A 15,297-nucleotide genomic window follows, 5' to 3' on the forward strand; every position below is an offset into this window, starting at 1 on the left:
TCGGTGTGGCTGGCGCGGGCGGGGCCTACCTGGCACAATATGTGCTCGTGTACGCACATGACAAGGCGGATGATGGGCGTAAGCCGCCGACCGACGCCCAGGTCCTCATCGCCACCGGGGCCCTGCGCCTTTTGGCGGACCCGACCCGGCTGCTTCTCCTGTGGCACCTGTCGGAGGACGAGCTCGACGTCACCGCCCTGACCGGGCTGGTCGACGCCGCACGCCCGGCGGTGTCGCAGCACCTGGCGAAGTTGCGCCTGGCTGGTCTGGTGAGCACCCGCCGCGACGGCCGCCACATCCTCTACACCGCCCGTGGCGGGCACGTGCGCAGGCTGGTCGCCGAACTCCTGGGCGCGGCCGAGCACCACATGACCGGCGAACCCGACCACGACTGAGCCACCCGGCCCGGGAACTCTTGCGGCCCGGTGAGCGACTGATCTCGTACCCCTCGAATGCCCTGGAGCCCTCGTGACCGTCTCGATCCGCCGCGCCCTCGCGGCGCTGGCCGGCCTGCTGGTGTTGACCCTGCCGGTGTCGGCGTCCGCGCACGGCATAGGGCCGGCCGCAGGCAAAACGGTGTGGGAGTTCCTGCCCCTGGGCGCCGAGCACATGCTCCTCGGGTTCGACCACCTGCTGTTCATCGCCGGAGTCCTGCTTCTGGCCGGCGGACTGCGACGGGCGGCGACGCTGATCTCGGTGTTCGCCGCCGGGCACTCCCTCACCCTGATCACCGCGACCCTGGCGGGTTGGAAGCTCAACGCGAACCTGGTCGAGGTGGTGATCGCGTTGAGCGTGGTGTTCGTCGGCATGGTCGCCTTCCTTGGGCGGCCGAAGACCTGGTCCTGGTTCACCGGCGTGGTGTTTGCCTTCGGGCTCGTGCACGGTCTGGGCCTGGCGACCCGCTTCCAGGACCTGCGCCTGCCCGACAAGGGCCTGCTGGCGAAGCTGATCGCGTTCAATGTCGGGATCGAACTTGGCCAGCTTCTGGCGATCACGATCATGATGATGGCCGCGCACCTGGTCATCGACCGCACCCGGTTGCGCCCCGGTCTGAAGGTCAGCTCGGTACCGCTGGTCGCCGCCGGGCTCGGGTTCGCGGTGTGGATGACGTTCTTCCCACCCGCGCCCGTCAACCCGCACGCCGCCTACGCCATCGGCTCCTGCCAGGTACGCGACCGCACCGAAACGTTCGAAGGCGACAGCGGGCATCCGGCCCGGGCGTTCACCGAACCCGGCCAGCCCGCGCCCGAGGCGGGGTTCGCCCACGTCATCGGCGACGGGTATGTGATCGTGCAGTACCGCCCCGACCTGCCCGCAGGCGACGTCGACAGCCTGCGCGGGCACATCACCGACCCGGGCTCCGGCCGCATCGTCGCCGGACCCGCCCCCCAGCAGAAAGAGGCACTCAAGGCGGTGCACGCCTACAACACCCTCACCTGCTCCAGCTACGACCTGCCCGCGCTGAAGGAGTTCAGCCGGGCCTGGTTCGCCGACCCCCGCTCCAAGCCCGTGGAGTAGCTCAGCCTGAGCCGTTCCTGGATCAGGGACCGGTTCGGCCGCTCGGCATTTCAGTTTCCGGCCCTCGCCCCGACCGCCAGGAGATGGCCCCACCGACCGCACTCATAATGGGTCCAGCACTGCCAGCCCCACCTCCCCTCGCGTGCCGCCCGCGCGCCAGCCCCACCCCCCTCGCGTGCCGCCCGCGCGCCAGCCCCCGCCCGGGCGACACCGTGGATGGAGTACACCCGTTGAACAGCCCACACCATCTCCCGTCGGGTGAGTCCGCCACGCCGCCGCAGGTCGGTGACGTGGTGCCGTTGCGGGAGGCGACCAGGGTCTGGTTTGAGATCTCGCTGCAGACGTTCGGTGGGCCGGCCGGGCAGATCGCCGTGATGCAGCGCCATCTTGTCGACGAGCGGCGTTGGATCGGGCAGCGCCGGTTCCTGCACGCGCTCAACTACTGCATGCTCCTGCCCGGTCCCGAGGCCCAGCAGTTGGCCATCTACGTCGGTTGGCTCCTCAACGGGGTACGCGGCGGTCTCATCGCCGGCACGCTGTTCGTGCTACCGGGGATGGTCGCGCTGCTGGGTCTGTCGGCCCTGTACGTGGGCTACGGCCAGACCCGCACGGTGACGGCGCTGTTCGCCGGTCTGGCCCCCGCTGTCGTCGCGATCGTCGCCCAGGCCGTGTGGCGGGTCGCGTCGCGCGCGTTGACCAACCGGATGCTGGTCGGTTTGGCGGTGGCGGCGTTTGTGGCCCTGGCCGTGTTCGGGGTGCCGTTCCCACTGGTCATCGCCCTGGCCGGGATCATCGGCTTGGCCGTGCACCGCCACTGGCCGGCACTGGTCACCGGTGCCGGGCATGGCGAGGACTCACCCGAGGCGGTGGTGCCGTTGGTCGCCGATGACGTGCTGCACCACGACCAGCCCTCGGGTCGACGGGCCGCCACGATCCTCACGGTGGGCCTGGTGGCGTGGTTCGTGCCGGTCGCCGTGGTCGCGGCGATGACCGGGGTGGGTAGCGTCTACACCCAGCAGGGCCTGTTCTTCTCCGGCACCGCCGTCGTCACGTTCGGTGGCGCGTACGCGGTGCTGTCCTACGTCGCCCAGCGCGCGGTGGAGGACTATGGCTGGCTGACCGCCCCGGACATGGTTCGCGGCCTGGCGCTGGCCGAGTCGACACCGGGACCGTTGATCATGGTGGTGCAGTTCGTGGCGTTCCTCGGCGCGTACCACCATCCCGGCTCGCTGAATCCGTGGCTGGCCGGCATCGTCGGGTCGTTGCTGACCACGTGGGTGACGTTCGTGCCGTGCTTCTTGTTCATCCTCCTCGGCGCCCCTTACGTCGAGCGGCTGCGCGGCAATCACACCTTGTCGGCGGCCTTGACCGCGATCACCGCCGCGGTGGTCGGTGTCATTGCGAACCTGGGCTTGTACTTCGCGGTACATACCCTGTTCTCCGCCACCTGGCCCCTCAACGCCGGACTGCTACATCTCGACCTGCCCGACGTCACCACGATCAGGCCGGTCGCCGTGGCCGTCACCGTGATCGCCGCCGTGCTCCTGATCCGCTTGAAGTGGCCGGTGCTGCGGGTCCTGGGCATCTGCGCGGTCCTGGGCGTCGCGGCCAGCCTGACCGGGCTGCCCGTCACCTGACCCGACCGTGTCGTCGGAGTCGGTGAGGGCGAGGCATTGGGCGCGAACTTCGTCGATGAGTTCGGCAAGTTCCTGCGCGCGGGTGTGGGGCTGGATGGCGGTGAGGGCGGGCTGCAGGGCGGTGTCGAGCTGGCGGGTCAAGGCGAGCATCGCCTCGGCGGCGGCGAGGAGCCGATGGTGGCTGGCCTCGGCGTCGGTCGCGCGGATGCCGGGTGTGTAGCGGGCGGTGCGACGGGCGGCGTCGAGATTGTGCCGCATCCGCGCGGCGATCCACACCGCCTCGCGCCACGCCTGTGCTTCGGGCCCACCCGGCGGGCGGTCGACGCCGTGGTTGTCAGCGCGGACGGTGGCGTTGACGAGCCGGTAGGCCCGGTGCGCCATCGCCGTCAGAGCATCGAGACGGTGGTTGGTGTGCGCGGCGGCGGAGGCGTGAGGGGCGACGTAGAGGGGCGCGGCCTGACGCAGCATCGCCGCGACGTGCTCGAGGAGCTCGCGCGCGTCGGCGGGCAGCACCTGGCCACGGCTGTGGATCTGATAGGCCACCTCCAGCATGTGACTACGCGCGTCCACACCAGACCCCTTTCCCGATAAGACCCGAAACTCCGTACGACACCATCCCGCCGGTGCGGGCTCATAGGCTCTGTCTCCCCGCCAGCTGTGGCCGGCGGGGAGACACGAGTGCGACTACCTGGGGGGTGCGGTCTCGCGCGCGCCGAGGATGTAGTCCTTGCCGTCGACGGTCTCGTAGGTGACCCGGAAGCCGATGTCGGTCAGTCCGGCGTGGGAGGCCAGGTGTTCGATGCCGATGCGCAGCGCGTCGCTCTCGCGGACGAGGAACACCCGCCTGGACTTGTCGGGCATGACGAGCACGACCTGCTTGTTGTCCGCGGACACCAGCAGTCCCACGACGCTCGGTGGTTGCGCGTACGGCCCGGCGGCCTCGGGCGAGGCCTGCGGGGTGATGTTGACGTCGGGCAGTCCCTCGTCCGCTGAGGAGCTGCCGCACCCGGTCAGAGCCAGGGCCGCGACGGTCGCCACGGCGACCGCGACACGGCGGACGGGGGAAAGACGAAAAGCCATGAGGATTCTCCTGAAACGTGTGGTGCTAGACGGCTTGGGTCATGCCTTCGGACAGGAACCACAGCCCGCTGACGGTCAAAAGCACCATCAGGGCGAGCATCGGGTACTGCGAAGCGACGGCCCGGCGGGAGTGCGGGGCCAGCTGCAGCGCCCGGTCATGGGCGAGCGCGAGCCCGAGGACGTGGGCGCCGACGATCGCGGCGAGCTGCACCACCCAGATCGCGTTCGGCGACACCAGATTGAAGTCGATCTTCGACCCGGTGGTGCCGAACAGGTCCGCACCGGTCCCGAACGGGTCGCTGGCCAGCCGCAGCAGGTCTTGTGACTGGAACACGAACAGGGTGAAGTAGTGCGCGATGTGATAGCCGGCGGCGATCGGGATCAGGGAGTGCACGAACGTCTGCGCGACCCGACCGACGCTCATCTGCCCGCCTAGCCCGCCGACGCGGTCGGCGGCCCAGGACGCGGACTCAAACGCCACCGTCGCCAACGCGATCATGACGAGCAGTCCGATCGAGGCCACCACGATCCCGGCGCCGAAGTCGTCCACGCCCAGGGAGATGACCCGTTCGGTGGCGGCCACGTCGCGCGCCTTCCACAGGCTGGTGCCCGACAGGCCGTCGAAGGTGACCGCGCCGATCAGGGCGATGACGAACGCCACCTGCCCCGCCTGGGGCAGCAGGCGGGCGCAGCCGATCACCGGCGGCCGGAACCCCAACCGCCGGGTGCCGTCCACGGTGCGGACCTCCACAGCCGACAGGGACGCCAGCAGGCGGGTGAACACGGCGAACACCTCGCCGTGGTCGAGCCACACGTCGACCCCGTAGCGGACCATGCCCGCCACCGTCAGCAGCGTGTACCCGCAGATCAGGCCGGCGAGCAGGCGCGGGGAGGCGGCGGTGGGGTAGACCAGTTCCATCCACGCCCACACCGTCATCAACACCGCCGCCGGCCACAGCCCCCACCTCGGCGGATACGTGCCCCGGTCGGCCGGGGCACGTATCCAGCGGGCGAGGGTGGCCCACGGGTTGACCTCCCGCCACACGTTGCCGAACAGCAGCGTGAGCGGCACCAGGCCGATCCACCACACCACGAAGATCGCCACGGGGGCGATGTTGCGGTTGAGGATCGTCGACCCGAACCCCGCCGCCGCCGTCACGAACACCGCCGCCGAAAGCACCAGCACCCGGGCCGCGCCGATCAGCCACCGGTTGAGCACGGCGTCGCTGAGCCAGGCCGGGGCCGGCCGCCAGCCGACCGTGTCCCACCGGGGACGTGACCAGCCCAGTGCCAGGCCGGCGAAGGAGATGACGACCACGATCGCGGCGGTGTAGAAGAACACTTCGAGGGGTACCGGCGTCTCCGCCCGGCCCTGAACCCCGTGCGCGAACGCCACCCCCGGCCACGACACTGTGAACGCGGCCATGCCGAGGAAGGCCGTCCCGGTCCGGGCGGCCGTCGGAAGCCTGCTCACGGGGCGGGGCTCTGCTGCGTGCCGTTGGCCGGCGCGTCGGCCTTGTACACCGCCAGGTACTCCCCGCCCTGCTGCAGGTAGTACACCCGGGTCGGCAGACCCACCGCGGAGTGTGAGCGCAGGTGCGCCATGTCGAAGTTCTTGCGGTACTTCTCCGGAATCCGGAACTCCACCTGAGTCTTGCCGTCCACCGGCGCGAACGGCGTCATCACCAGGCGGCCGTCCTCCACCACGTTGAGCGTGCCGTCGGCCCTGGCCAGCTCCGACAGGTTCGTCGGCGGCTTGGGCTGCTCGCCCTCACTCCAGAACAACCAGCCCACACCAGCGGCCAGCACCACGGCGACGACGACCGCCACCGCCCGCAGCACCAACGTTCGGTTGCCCTTCGGGGTGGGCGCCGAGGTCTTCCTGTTCTTCGCACCAGCGCGAGGCGCGCCGGTGGGTTTGCGTTTGTTGCTCACAGTCGTGCTCCTTGATCGAGGCATGCCAGACGATCCCGGCCACGCGAAGGCGGCCGGGTGGCGAAATTCGATACGAACCGTCTACAACCAGACGGCAGGAGGAGCACGACCAGCGAAAAGGGAAACTCCACGCCGCCGACACGCGACGGCGGCCTCACCGAACACACCAGCGGGCCCGTCCTCGACGGCCGCGGCGGGCTCCCGCCGCAGCCGGGCGGCCAGGCGCAGCACACCCGCCGCGCACACCCGCCACACCAGCGACGCTCCGGCACCCACCAACAGATGCACCACACCGCCGACGGCCAACACCACCGGCTGCGGCACCGCGTGCTCGCCGCTGACCCAGCCCTCGGCGAACTCCGCCGCGACGAACGCCCCCGTCGACAACCCACTCGACAGCCACGCCAACGCACCCGTACCCGGCAACCCGCCACGGCGCGCAGCCGGGGCCGACAGCGACACCAGGAACACCGCCAGCAGCGAACCGGCCGCAAGACACCCGGCGAGCACAGTCATCGACGGCAGGTACCCGTGCGCATGCCGCTCGACGCCCGGGTGGTCATGCTCGAGCAACCAGAACGTCGCCAGGTGCGCGGCGAACCAACCCAGCAGGCCAAACGCCAATGCTGAGCCGGAAACCAGCAGCCGAGAAAGTGCAGGTCGGAGGTGTCGAGAAGTGAGCGTGACCCCTCCTCGACGCCGACGTGACCACTCCCAGGTGTGTGATCGCGCTCATACTACAAGCGCGCGGGCTCCATGGAAACGGACCTATCGGCCTGGAATATCAGGGCAGATGCAGTTGATTCGGGTCCGCCGTCATCGGTGAGTACTCGGGGCCACCACAAGCGATCGCGGGCCTGATGAACGCGCGGGAGTCGAGCTCCCGCAATGCCCAGCCAGCGGGGTGGTTGGTCGCGGTGCTAGCTGCGGCGGTTAGGGATCCGGCCTGGGGGAAGTGGACTCTGCCCTTCTGGGCATTGCGGATCAAAGCTCATCAGTTAGACAATTGCTCATGTCTCTGCATTCCGGACGCACGGAGGTGCCCGGTGCGGTACACCCCGGAGGTCGATGGCCCTGACCTGCTGGGTTGGTGGATCCGCCAACCCAACCGCCGGGGACGCCTGCGGACCCGACGCAGGCCTGTCGACAACCTCGAAGGGTTCCGGTTCGCGTTCTACGGCCGGATCTCTACCAAGGACTGGCAGGACCTGCGGTCCTCGGCTCGGTGGCAACGTGACTTCGCCGAGGAACTGATTGACGGTCGGGGTGTCATCGTTGCCGAGTTCTTCGACGTCGGTTGCTCCCGACGGCTTCCCTGGCCCCGACGCCCCGAGGCCGCGCGCCTCCTGGCGGCCCTGGCCGATCCGGATCGTGGTTTCGACGCGATCGTGGTGGGGGAGTTTGAGCGGGCGTTCTACGGCGACCAGTTCCTGCAACTGGCGCCCCTGTTCGCCCTCTACGACGTGCAGGTGTGGCTGCCGGAACTCAACGGCCCGATCGACACCACCAACCACCTGCACCTGTCCCTGCTCGCTCTCCTCGGGGTGCACTCGAAGCGGGAGATCCAACGCGCCCGGCTGCGGGCGAAGGCGGCGATGCGCGCCCAAGTGATCGAGGAGGGCCGCCACCTCGGCGGCCGGCCTCCGTACGGCTACCACCTGGTCGACGCCGGCCCACACCCGAACAGGGCGCAGGCCCGCTGGGGACGGCGGGCACAACGCCTCGAACCGGATCCGGACACCGCGCCGCACGTCCAATGGATGTTCGCCGAGCGCCTGGCCGGGCGCAGCACCGCGGGTATCGCCCGCGACCTCAACGACCAGGGTGTGCCGTGCCCGTCTCGCGTCGACCCGGTCCGTAACCCGCACCGCAGCGGCGAGGCGTGGACGTTGCGTACCGTGGCGGCGATCCTGGCCAACCCGCGCTACACGGGCCGACAGGTGTGGAACAAGCAACGCACCGACCACGGCCCGCTTGACGGCGTCGATGATCTCCTGGGCCGGTCCGATGCCCGGCGGTGGAACAGCATGCAGCAGTGGGTGATCTCCGATGGCGTGGCGCACCCGCCGCTGGTCAGTGAAGAGGACTTCGTCGCAGCCCAGTGGACCCGAACGGTCGCAGTCGTCGTTGAAGGCAACGTGGGGCGGTACCTCCTGGCAGGGCTGCTCCGGTGCCGGGAGTGCGGCCGGGTCCTGGACTCGCACTGGGTCCACAACCACGCCGGCTACCGGTGCCGCCACGGTCGACGCAGCACCGAGGCGTCCAGGCCAGGCTGGTCCCGCAACGTCTACGTCCACGAACGCAAGGCGATCGAACAACTCGCGGAACAACTCGGCATGGGCCACGCCGACCCCGACGCGGTGATCCACTACATCCTGGAAAACGATGCCCTGATCAGCTGCGAGGCCGGAGGAACGGTCACCCTCAACGAAGCCTGCCAGCCGATCGCCCAACACCCAGCTGCGGCAATCCCCGCGCAGTCAGGGCAAACAGAAACCCCCGCCGAGCGCCTCTCACTAGTCGTGAAAAGCCCCCGTGGGGGTTAACGTGTCCGAGGGGGGACTTGAACCCCCACGTCCGATAAAGGACACTAGCACCTCAAGCTAGCGCGTCTGCCATTCCGCCACTCGGACTTGCACATGTAGTTATCCGGCGATCCCTGGAGGTTCCCCCCGCCGTGATCACCGTACGGGCAGTAACTGTACACGGAACCTTCCCGCACACGTAATCGGCTACCGTCGCTGCATGCGCCGCCCCCTACTGGCAACCCTCCTGCCCCTGCTCCTGGCCGGTTTCACCACCTCCTGCACCACCTCACCGGCCACCTCCGACCCCACCGCCGAGGCCACGCCCGCGAGCTCCACCCTCCCCACCGTCGCGGCGAAGATCCCCGGCCCCGTCGTGGCCCTGGGTGACTCGATCACCCGAGGCGTCAACGCGTGCGTCGATAAGTTCGGCGACTGCCCGGAGGCGTCCTGGTCCACGGGTACCACCCTCGACAGCCACGCGCACAAAGTTGGCCAGACGGGGACGAATCTAGCGAACTCCGGCGCGAGAGTGAGCGATCTCCCAGGCCAGGCCGAGAGCGCCGTGGCCGCCCGTCCCGCCTACGTCACCGTGCTGGTAGGCGCCAACGACGCGTGCCGGCAGAGTGTCGACCGGATGACCACCGTCTCCGCCTTCCGCGCCGACCTGACCAGGGCGCTGAAGACCATCAAGCAGGGGGTACCGGACGCCAAGCTCCTCCTCGCCAGCGTCCCCGACCTCTACCAGCTGTGGAACATCGGTCACGCCGACCCGAGGGCCACCGGCCGCTGGGACCTGGGGATCTGCCCCTCGATGCTGGCCAACCCGGCGTCGACGGCGGCCGTGGACGAGCAGCGCCGGCAGAGTGTCCGCAACCGGGTGGTCGCGTACAACGACGTGATCAGCCGGGCGTGCGCGGACTACGGGCCCAACTGTAAGACGGACGGCGGGGCGGTGTTCCGGTTCCAGTTCCGCGCCGAGCATGTCAGTTCGATCGACTTCTTCCACCCGAGCGCCCTGGGGCAGGCGGAGCTCGCACGCGTCACCAACGAGGCCGCGTACAGGTGGTAGAAAGTGGTATGAGCTCCCATCCCCTCGCGGTCGACGAGGTCGTCGACATCTGCCGTGACCTGATCCGGATCGACACCACCAACACGGGTGACAACGACACGAGCGCGGGAGAGCGGGCGGCGGCGGAGTACGTCGCCGGGCTGCTCTCCGAGGTGGGCCTCGAACCGCGGATCATCGAGAGCGCGCCGGGCCGGGCGAGTGTCGTGGCCCGCTACGAGGGCTCCGACCGGACGCGGCCGGCGCTGCTGGTGCACGCGCACCTCGACGTGGTGCCCGCCGACGCCAGCGAGTGGTCGGTGCACCCGTTCAGCGGCGAGATCAAGGACGGGTACGTCTGGGGTCGCGGCGCCGTGGACATGAAGGACTTCAACGCGATGCTGCTGGCCGTGGTGCGGCAGTGGAAGCGCGAGGGCGTCGTGCCGCCCCGGGACCTGGTGCTCGCGTTCCTCGCCGACGAGGAGGCCGGCTCGATGTACGGGTCGCAGTACCTCGTGGACAACCACGCGGACCTGTTCGAGGGGTGCACGGAGGCGGTCGGCGAGGTCGGCGGGTTCTCGGTGGACGCGGGCAACGACCTGAGGCTGTACCTGATCGAGACGGCGGAGAAGGGGCTCGACTGGCTGCGGATCACCGCGTCGGGGCGGCCCGGGCACGGGTCGATGATCCACCACGACAACGCCGTGACGGCCCTCACGGAGGCCGTGTCGCGGATCGGGCGGCACGAGTTCCCGGTCACGCTGACCCCGACCGTGCGGGACTTCCTGGAGCGGTCCAGCGAGGTGCTCGGGTTCGACTTCGACCCGAAGGACCCGGAGGCCGCGGTCGCCAAGCTCGGGCCCGTCGCCCGGCTGATCGGCGCGACGCTGCGCAACACGGCGAACCCGACCCGGCTGGAGGCCGGCTACAAGGACAACGTGATCCCGGGCCGGGCGACCGCGACGATCGACTGCCGCAGCCTGCCGGGCCGCTCGGAGGAGCTGGAGGCCCAGCTGCGCACGATCGTGGGGCCGGACATCGAGATCGAGTACATCCACCGGCAGCCGGGGCTGGAGACCTCCTTCGACGGGGATCTGGTGGAGGCCATGGGGGCGGCGCTGCGCGCGGTGGACCCGGGGGCCCGGCCGGTGCCGTACATGCTGTCGGGCGGCACCGACGCCAAGGCGTTCGCGCGGCTGGGGATCCGGTGCTTCGGCTTCGCGCCGCTGCGGCTGCCCCCGGACCTGGACTTCACGGCGCTGTTCCACGGCATCGACGAGCGGGTCCCGGTGGACGGCCTGAAGTTCGGCGTGGACGTCCTGGACAGGTTCCTGCGCGCCAGCTGACGCGCCCGCCGTCGGCCCGCACCCGGGACACAGCCCCCCGGGCGCGGGCCTCACAATCTAAGAGCACACTTTTCCGGGTACCCGTCGAAGCCCGTTTCTTCGGGGTTGCCGCCCGGGACCGGCTATCCGAACCGCTGACCTGAAGGAACTCCGATGACCGACGACCGGCACACCGAGCTCGAAGCCGCCCTGGAGTCCGTGATCGCGGCGGCCCGCGTGCACCTGGACGCGGTCAAGGCCGCCGACGGCCGGCCCGACGACGACGCGGTGTGGGCGGCGTACGTGGCGCTGAACAACGCCGCGGTCGCCTACGACGACGAGATGCTGTCCAGCTTCGGCGAGGTCACGCCGTGGGACGTGCAGCCGATCGACCCGGACGCCGCGGACGTGGAGTTCGCGTCGGTGGCCACGGAGCGCGACGCGGAGCCGCTGCTGATCGCGGTCCGCCAGCGCCGGGACTACCTGGTGCCGAACGCGGCGGCCCTGCTGCGGGTGGCCCAGCGGCTGCGCGCGGAGGCCGACGACGACACCGAGGTCGCGAACGTGGGCGAGGCGGTGCTGGAGCTGCTGCAGGCCGGTGACGGTTCGCTGGCGCCGCTGGACATCCCGGAGCTGGAGCCGCTCGACGGGGTGGTGACGGTCAGCGAGGTGGAGAGTTCCCTCGACCCGGACGCGGCGGCGGAGGACGACGTGAACGCCGTGTTCGCCGTGGGCGTGGGGGAGAAGCTCGTCGGCCGGTTCGACGAGCACCCCTTCGAGGACGACGACGCTGAGGACGCGTAGTCGCCGAAGGAATCAGCTGGACAGTGCGGGCAGCGCGGCGCCGGTGATCCGGCGCCGCAGCACGATCTGCCGGGTACCGTCGCCGAACAGCAGGACCCGGGCGAGTTCCCAGCCGCCGTACTCGGCCTGGATGGTCAACTGGGCCTGTGCCGCCTTCCGGTCCGTGCCCGGCGGGATCCGGAGCGGCACATATTCGTAGTCGGACATCGTTACATTCTGCCTAACGGTCGGTGACATTTCCAGGGTAGTCAGGACTGCCTTTCCGGGTACCCGAACCGCACGGCCGACACGTCGTCGAGCGCCCGGCGGATCTGCGCGGGCAGGGTGACCTTCTCCACGGCGAGGGCGCCGAGCAGCTGGGCGGTGCTCCGGGCCCCGATCAGCGGGGCGGTCACGCCGGGCCGGTCCCGGATCCAGGCGAGCGCCACGACCAGCGGCGAGCAGCCCAGCCCGTCGGCGGCGGTGGCCACGGCCTCGACGATCCCGGCGCCCCGCTTGTCCAGGTACGGGGCGACGAAGCGTTCCAGGTGCTCCGACGCGCCGCGCGAGTCCGAGGGCACCCCGTGCCGGTACTTGCCGGTCAGGACGCCCCGGCCGAGCGGGGACCAGGCGAGCAGGCCGAGCCCGAGGGCGGAGCACGCGCCGAGCACCTCGCGTTCGACCCCGCGCTCCAGCAGCGAGTACTCCACCTGGGCGGAGATGACCGGGGTCGGGCTCAGCGCGGCGGCCTGGGCGGTCTGCCAGCCGTTGAAGTTGGACACCCCGGCGTAGCGGACCCGGCCGGAGGACACGGCGGTGTCGAGGGCCGCGAGGGTCTCCGCGACGGGGGTGGCGTGGTCGTGGCCGTGCACGTGCCAGACGTCCACGTAGTCGGTGCCGAGCCGGCGCAGGGAGGCGTCCAGGGCGCGCAGCAGGTGCAGCCGGGAGTTGTCGTGCCGGCGCGGCGTACCGGGGCGCAGGCCGGCCTTGGTGGAGATGATCAGCTCGTCGCGTTCGACGACCCCGTCGAGCAGCGCCCCGATCACGGCCTCGCTGTCCCCGTCGCCGAACACGTCGGCGGTGTCGAGCAGGTTGCCCCCGGCGTCCAGGTACGTGCGGAGCTGGTCGGCGGCCTCGTCGGCGTCGGTGTCCCGGCCCCAGGTCATGGTGCCGAGACCGAGGCGGGACACGTGGAGCCCGCTTCGGCCGAGGGGTCGTTGCTGCATGTCTCGCGACGGTACCGGCTCGCCACGCCGAGTGGAATCCCAGTCCGGTCCATCCGCCGTCGGCTACCCAACACACGCTACGATATTCGTACCTACTCATGAGTAATATGCGGAGGCTTCGATGCGGCTCGGACTCAACCTCGGCTACTGGGCGAACGCCGACCAGGCGAAGCGCAACCTGGCGCTGGTCCAGGAGGCCGAGCGGCTCGGCTTCTCCGTCGCGTGGGCCGCCGAGGCGTACGGGTCGGACAATCCGACGACCCTGGCGTGGCTGGCCGCGCAGACCAGCACGATCGAGCTCGGCAGCGCCATCATGCAGATCCCGGCCCGCCAGCCGGCCATGACCGCGATGACGGCGGCCACCCTGGACACCCTGTCGGAGGGCCGGTTCCGCCTCGGGCTGGGCGTCTCGGGCCCCCAGGTCTCCGAGGGCTGGTACGGGGTCGCGTTCGACAAGCCCCTCGCCCGGACCCGCGAGTACGTCGACGTGGTGCGCAAGGTGCTGTCCCGCAAGACGGTCGAGCACTCCGGCCCCACGTACCAGCTCCCGCTGCCCGGCGGCCCCGGCAAGGCGCTGAAGCTGTCCCTGCACCCGTACCGCACCGACATCCCGATCTACCTCGCCTCGATCGGCCCGAAGAACCTGGAGCTGACCGGCGAGCTCGCCGACGGCTGGCTGGCCATCTTCCTGGAGCCGGAGAGCGCCCGCGAGCACCTCGACCTGATCGCCAAGGGCCGGGCGAAGGTGGGCAAGACCCTCGACGGCTTCGACGTCGCGCCGTCCGTGCCCCTGGTGATCGGCGAGGACCCGGAGACGTGCGCCGAGCTGGTGCGCGGCTACGCGTCCCTCTACATCGGAGGGATGGGCAGCAAGGAGCAGAACTTCTACAACCGGCTCGCCACCCGGATGGGCTACGGCGAGGCGGCCGACGCGATCCAGGACCACTTCCTGAACAAGCGCTACCGCGAGGCGATGGCGGCCGTGCCGTACGAGTTCGTCGACCGCACCTCGCTCCTCGGCCCGGTGGAGCGCGTCGCCGAGCGGATGAAGGCGTACGCCGACGCGGGGGTCACGACCCTCTCGCTCAGCGTCTTCGACTCCGACATCTCCGACGGCGTAGCTACCCTCAGAGCCGCTGCGAGGGCGCTGGAGCTCTCCGGGGCCTCCAGCTAGGCCCCTCACCGCTCCGGGGCCGCGATCGTGCGTCAGGCGCGGCGGGAGTGGCACCTCCCACCGTGCCGCCGCGTCGACCGGCGCGGTTGACGCACGGTGGGAGGTTCTCGCCATCACCTCACCAGGGGTCGACCCGCAGCAGCTTCCGGCCGAGTGGGCTCATCGCCTTCTGCTGGAGATCGTTGTAGGTCTTGCCCGGATGAGGATCCCCCGGCCGATCGCCCAGCCGGTACGGCTGGTCGTCCCTCCAGTAGCGGAAGAAGTGAGCCAGCCGAGTCGTGGCGTTGTGGTTGTGTGACGCGGCGTGCGGCATGAGATGGTGCATCACCACGAAGTCCCCAGCCTGGCCGGTCACCTCCACCGTCTTCAGGTGTTTGATGTTGCACCACCGGTCGTGGAGCTGTCTCCCGTTAGCCACGGCCCGCGCCTCGGCCTCGACGATTCGGTGGCCACCGGGAACGACGTGGACTCCACCGCCCCGCGGTTCGACGTCGGTGAGGTAGTAGCATCCGCCGAGCTCCACCTCCTCCTCGGAGAAGAGAAAGTTGTCGGCCTCGTCGGGAGCCGCGGCGTCCAGGTGGAGAGGGTGGCTCAACGGATCGTCGTGGGCGGAATCGTTCCGCATCGTGATCCCGACCGAGCCATCCTTTATGAGCAGTCTGGGGTATCCAATGATCTGGGCCATCGCGGCGTACAGGATCGGGTTCTGCCACAGCGGGATGAACTCCGGGCTGTCGAAGCTCTGGTTTCCCGGCGTGTAGAACGGCTTGATCCTTCCGGAATACACCTTCCAGTACTCGGGTATGTGCAGGTCGCGTGGGAGTAGGTCCAGGATCAGTCGTCCATAGTGTTGAACCTCCTCCCGTGTCAGGACGCCACGTACCACGACGTAGCCCTGCTCCCAGAACAGATCGAACTCCTCCCGGGTCAACGGTCCGGGTGAGAACTTCGGTGTCATGCTCCACTCCCTCGTTCACTTCTCGTGTTGTTCGTTCCGCAAGCGCGGATTCCATGCGTCCGAGCGGCTGGTCGGGTCCGATCGGCGG

Annotated in this window: 15 protein-coding genes and 1 tRNA gene; 8 read left to right on the plus strand and 8 right to left on the minus strand. The window is 69.9% G+C overall.

From position 1 onward, the window contains the following. Nucleotides 1-47: 47 nt before the first annotated feature. From AB0M43_RS21530 to chrA, 3 genes are all read left to right on the plus strand, one after another. Nucleotides 48-395 (plus strand): metalloregulator ArsR/SmtB family transcription factor, encoded by a 348-nt coding sequence (locus AB0M43_RS21530; RefSeq protein WP_363727287.1) that lies wholly within the window; start codon nt 48-50, stop codon nt 393-395. A gap of 73 nt (nt 396-468) precedes the next feature. Next, a complete protein-coding gene (locus AB0M43_RS21535; protein ID WP_363727289.1) occupies nt 469-1,518 on the plus strand; it encodes a HupE/UreJ family protein in 1,050 nt (349 codons plus the stop codon). A gap of 230 nt (nt 1,519-1,748) precedes the next feature. Continuing rightward, nucleotides 1,749-3,155: a chromate efflux transporter gene (gene chrA, locus AB0M43_RS21540; RefSeq protein ID WP_363727291.1), complete on the plus strand. Its 1,407-nt coding sequence runs from the start codon at nt 1,749-1,751 to the stop codon at nt 3,153-3,155. A gap of 684 nt (nt 3,156-3,839) precedes the next feature. Here chrA and AB0M43_RS21545 read toward each other — a convergent pair. The 4 genes from AB0M43_RS21545 to AB0M43_RS21560 form a co-directional block, all read right to left on the minus strand. Further along, a complete protein-coding gene (locus AB0M43_RS21545) occupies nt 3,840-4,235 on the minus strand; it encodes a hypothetical protein (protein WP_363727293.1) in 396 nt (131 codons plus the stop codon). A gap of 25 nt (nt 4,236-4,260) precedes the next feature. After that, nucleotides 4,261-5,709: a hypothetical protein gene (locus tag AB0M43_RS21550; protein ID WP_363727295.1), complete on the minus strand. Its 1,449-nt coding sequence runs from the start codon at nt 5,707-5,709 to the stop codon at nt 4,261-4,263. After that, nucleotides 5,706-6,170, minus strand: a complete 465-nt coding sequence (locus AB0M43_RS21555; RefSeq protein ID WP_363727297.1) for a hypothetical protein — start codon at nt 6,168-6,170, stop codon at nt 5,706-5,708. The genes AB0M43_RS21550 and AB0M43_RS21555 overlap by 4 nt, the downstream gene beginning before the upstream one ends. An 81-nt stretch (nt 6,171-6,251) precedes the next feature. Continuing rightward, nucleotides 6,252-6,794, minus strand: a complete 543-nt coding sequence (locus AB0M43_RS21560) for a hypothetical protein (RefSeq protein WP_363727299.1) — start codon at nt 6,792-6,794, stop codon at nt 6,252-6,254. A gap of 422 nt (nt 6,795-7,216) precedes the next feature. Here AB0M43_RS21560 and AB0M43_RS21565 point away from each other — a divergent pair, with 422 nt between their 5' ends. Next, on the plus strand, nt 7,217-8,716 hold the full coding sequence (locus AB0M43_RS21565; RefSeq protein ID WP_363727301.1) for a recombinase family protein: 1,500 nt from the start codon (nt 7,217-7,219) through the stop codon (nt 8,714-8,716). A 2-nt stretch (nt 8,717-8,718) separates the two neighbouring features. Here the strand turns inward: AB0M43_RS21565 and AB0M43_RS21570 are convergent. Next, nucleotides 8,719-8,803, minus strand: a tRNA-Leu gene (locus AB0M43_RS21570). A gap of 112 nt (nt 8,804-8,915) precedes the next feature. Here AB0M43_RS21570 and AB0M43_RS21575 point away from each other — a divergent pair. The 3 genes from AB0M43_RS21575 (at nt 8,916) to AB0M43_RS21585 (ending at nt 11,872) form a co-directional block, all read left to right on the plus strand. Continuing rightward, a complete protein-coding gene (locus AB0M43_RS21575; RefSeq protein WP_363727303.1) occupies nt 8,916-9,767 on the plus strand; it encodes a GDSL-type esterase/lipase family protein in 852 nt (283 codons plus the stop codon). A gap of 8 nt (nt 9,768-9,775) precedes the next feature. Further along, nucleotides 9,776-11,089 carry a M20/M25/M40 family metallo-hydrolase gene (locus tag AB0M43_RS21580; RefSeq protein ID WP_363727305.1) on the plus strand — a complete coding sequence of 438 codons (1,314 nt, stop codon included), beginning with the start codon at nt 9,776-9,778 and terminating at the stop codon, nt 11,087-11,089. Nucleotides 11,090-11,242: 153 nt separating this feature from the next. Further along, entirely contained in the window at nt 11,243-11,872 is a 630-nt protein-coding gene (locus AB0M43_RS21585) for a hypothetical protein (protein WP_363727307.1), read from the plus strand. Between the two features lie 12 nt (nt 11,873-11,884). On the opposite strand, the gene AB0M43_RS21590 is transcribed toward AB0M43_RS21585, so the two are convergent. Both AB0M43_RS21590 and AB0M43_RS21595 read right to left on the minus strand, forming a co-directional pair. Continuing rightward, complete coding sequence (locus tag AB0M43_RS21590) at nt 11,885-12,079, minus strand: DUF5703 family protein (protein ID WP_363727309.1); 195 nt, start codon at nt 12,077-12,079, stop codon at nt 11,885-11,887. A gap of 41 nt (nt 12,080-12,120) precedes the next feature. Next, nucleotides 12,121-13,077 (minus strand): aldo/keto reductase, encoded by a 957-nt coding sequence (locus AB0M43_RS21595; RefSeq protein WP_363727311.1) that lies wholly within the window; start codon nt 13,075-13,077, stop codon nt 12,121-12,123. A 121-nt stretch (nt 13,078-13,198) separates the two neighbouring features. Here AB0M43_RS21595 and AB0M43_RS21600 point away from each other — a divergent pair, with 121 nt between their 5' ends. After that, the gene (locus tag AB0M43_RS21600; protein WP_363727313.1) at nt 13,199-14,251 is read left to right on the plus strand and encodes an LLM class F420-dependent oxidoreductase; all 1,053 of its coding nucleotides are present in this window, start codon (nt 13,199-13,201) and stop codon (nt 14,249-14,251) included. Between the two features lie 118 nt (nt 14,252-14,369). Here AB0M43_RS21600 and AB0M43_RS21605 read toward each other — a convergent pair whose 3' ends face one another. Next, nucleotides 14,370-15,209, minus strand: coding sequence for a phytanoyl-CoA dioxygenase family protein (locus tag AB0M43_RS21605; RefSeq protein ID WP_363727315.1), 840 nt, complete (start codon nt 15,207-15,209; stop codon nt 14,370-14,372). Nucleotides 15,210-15,297: the final 88 nt, after the last annotated feature.

The organism is Longispora sp. NPDC051575 (assembly GCF_040681875.1).
In the GTDB taxonomy this organism is placed as follows: Bacteria; Actinomycetota; Actinomycetes; order Mycobacteriales; family Micromonosporaceae; genus Longispora.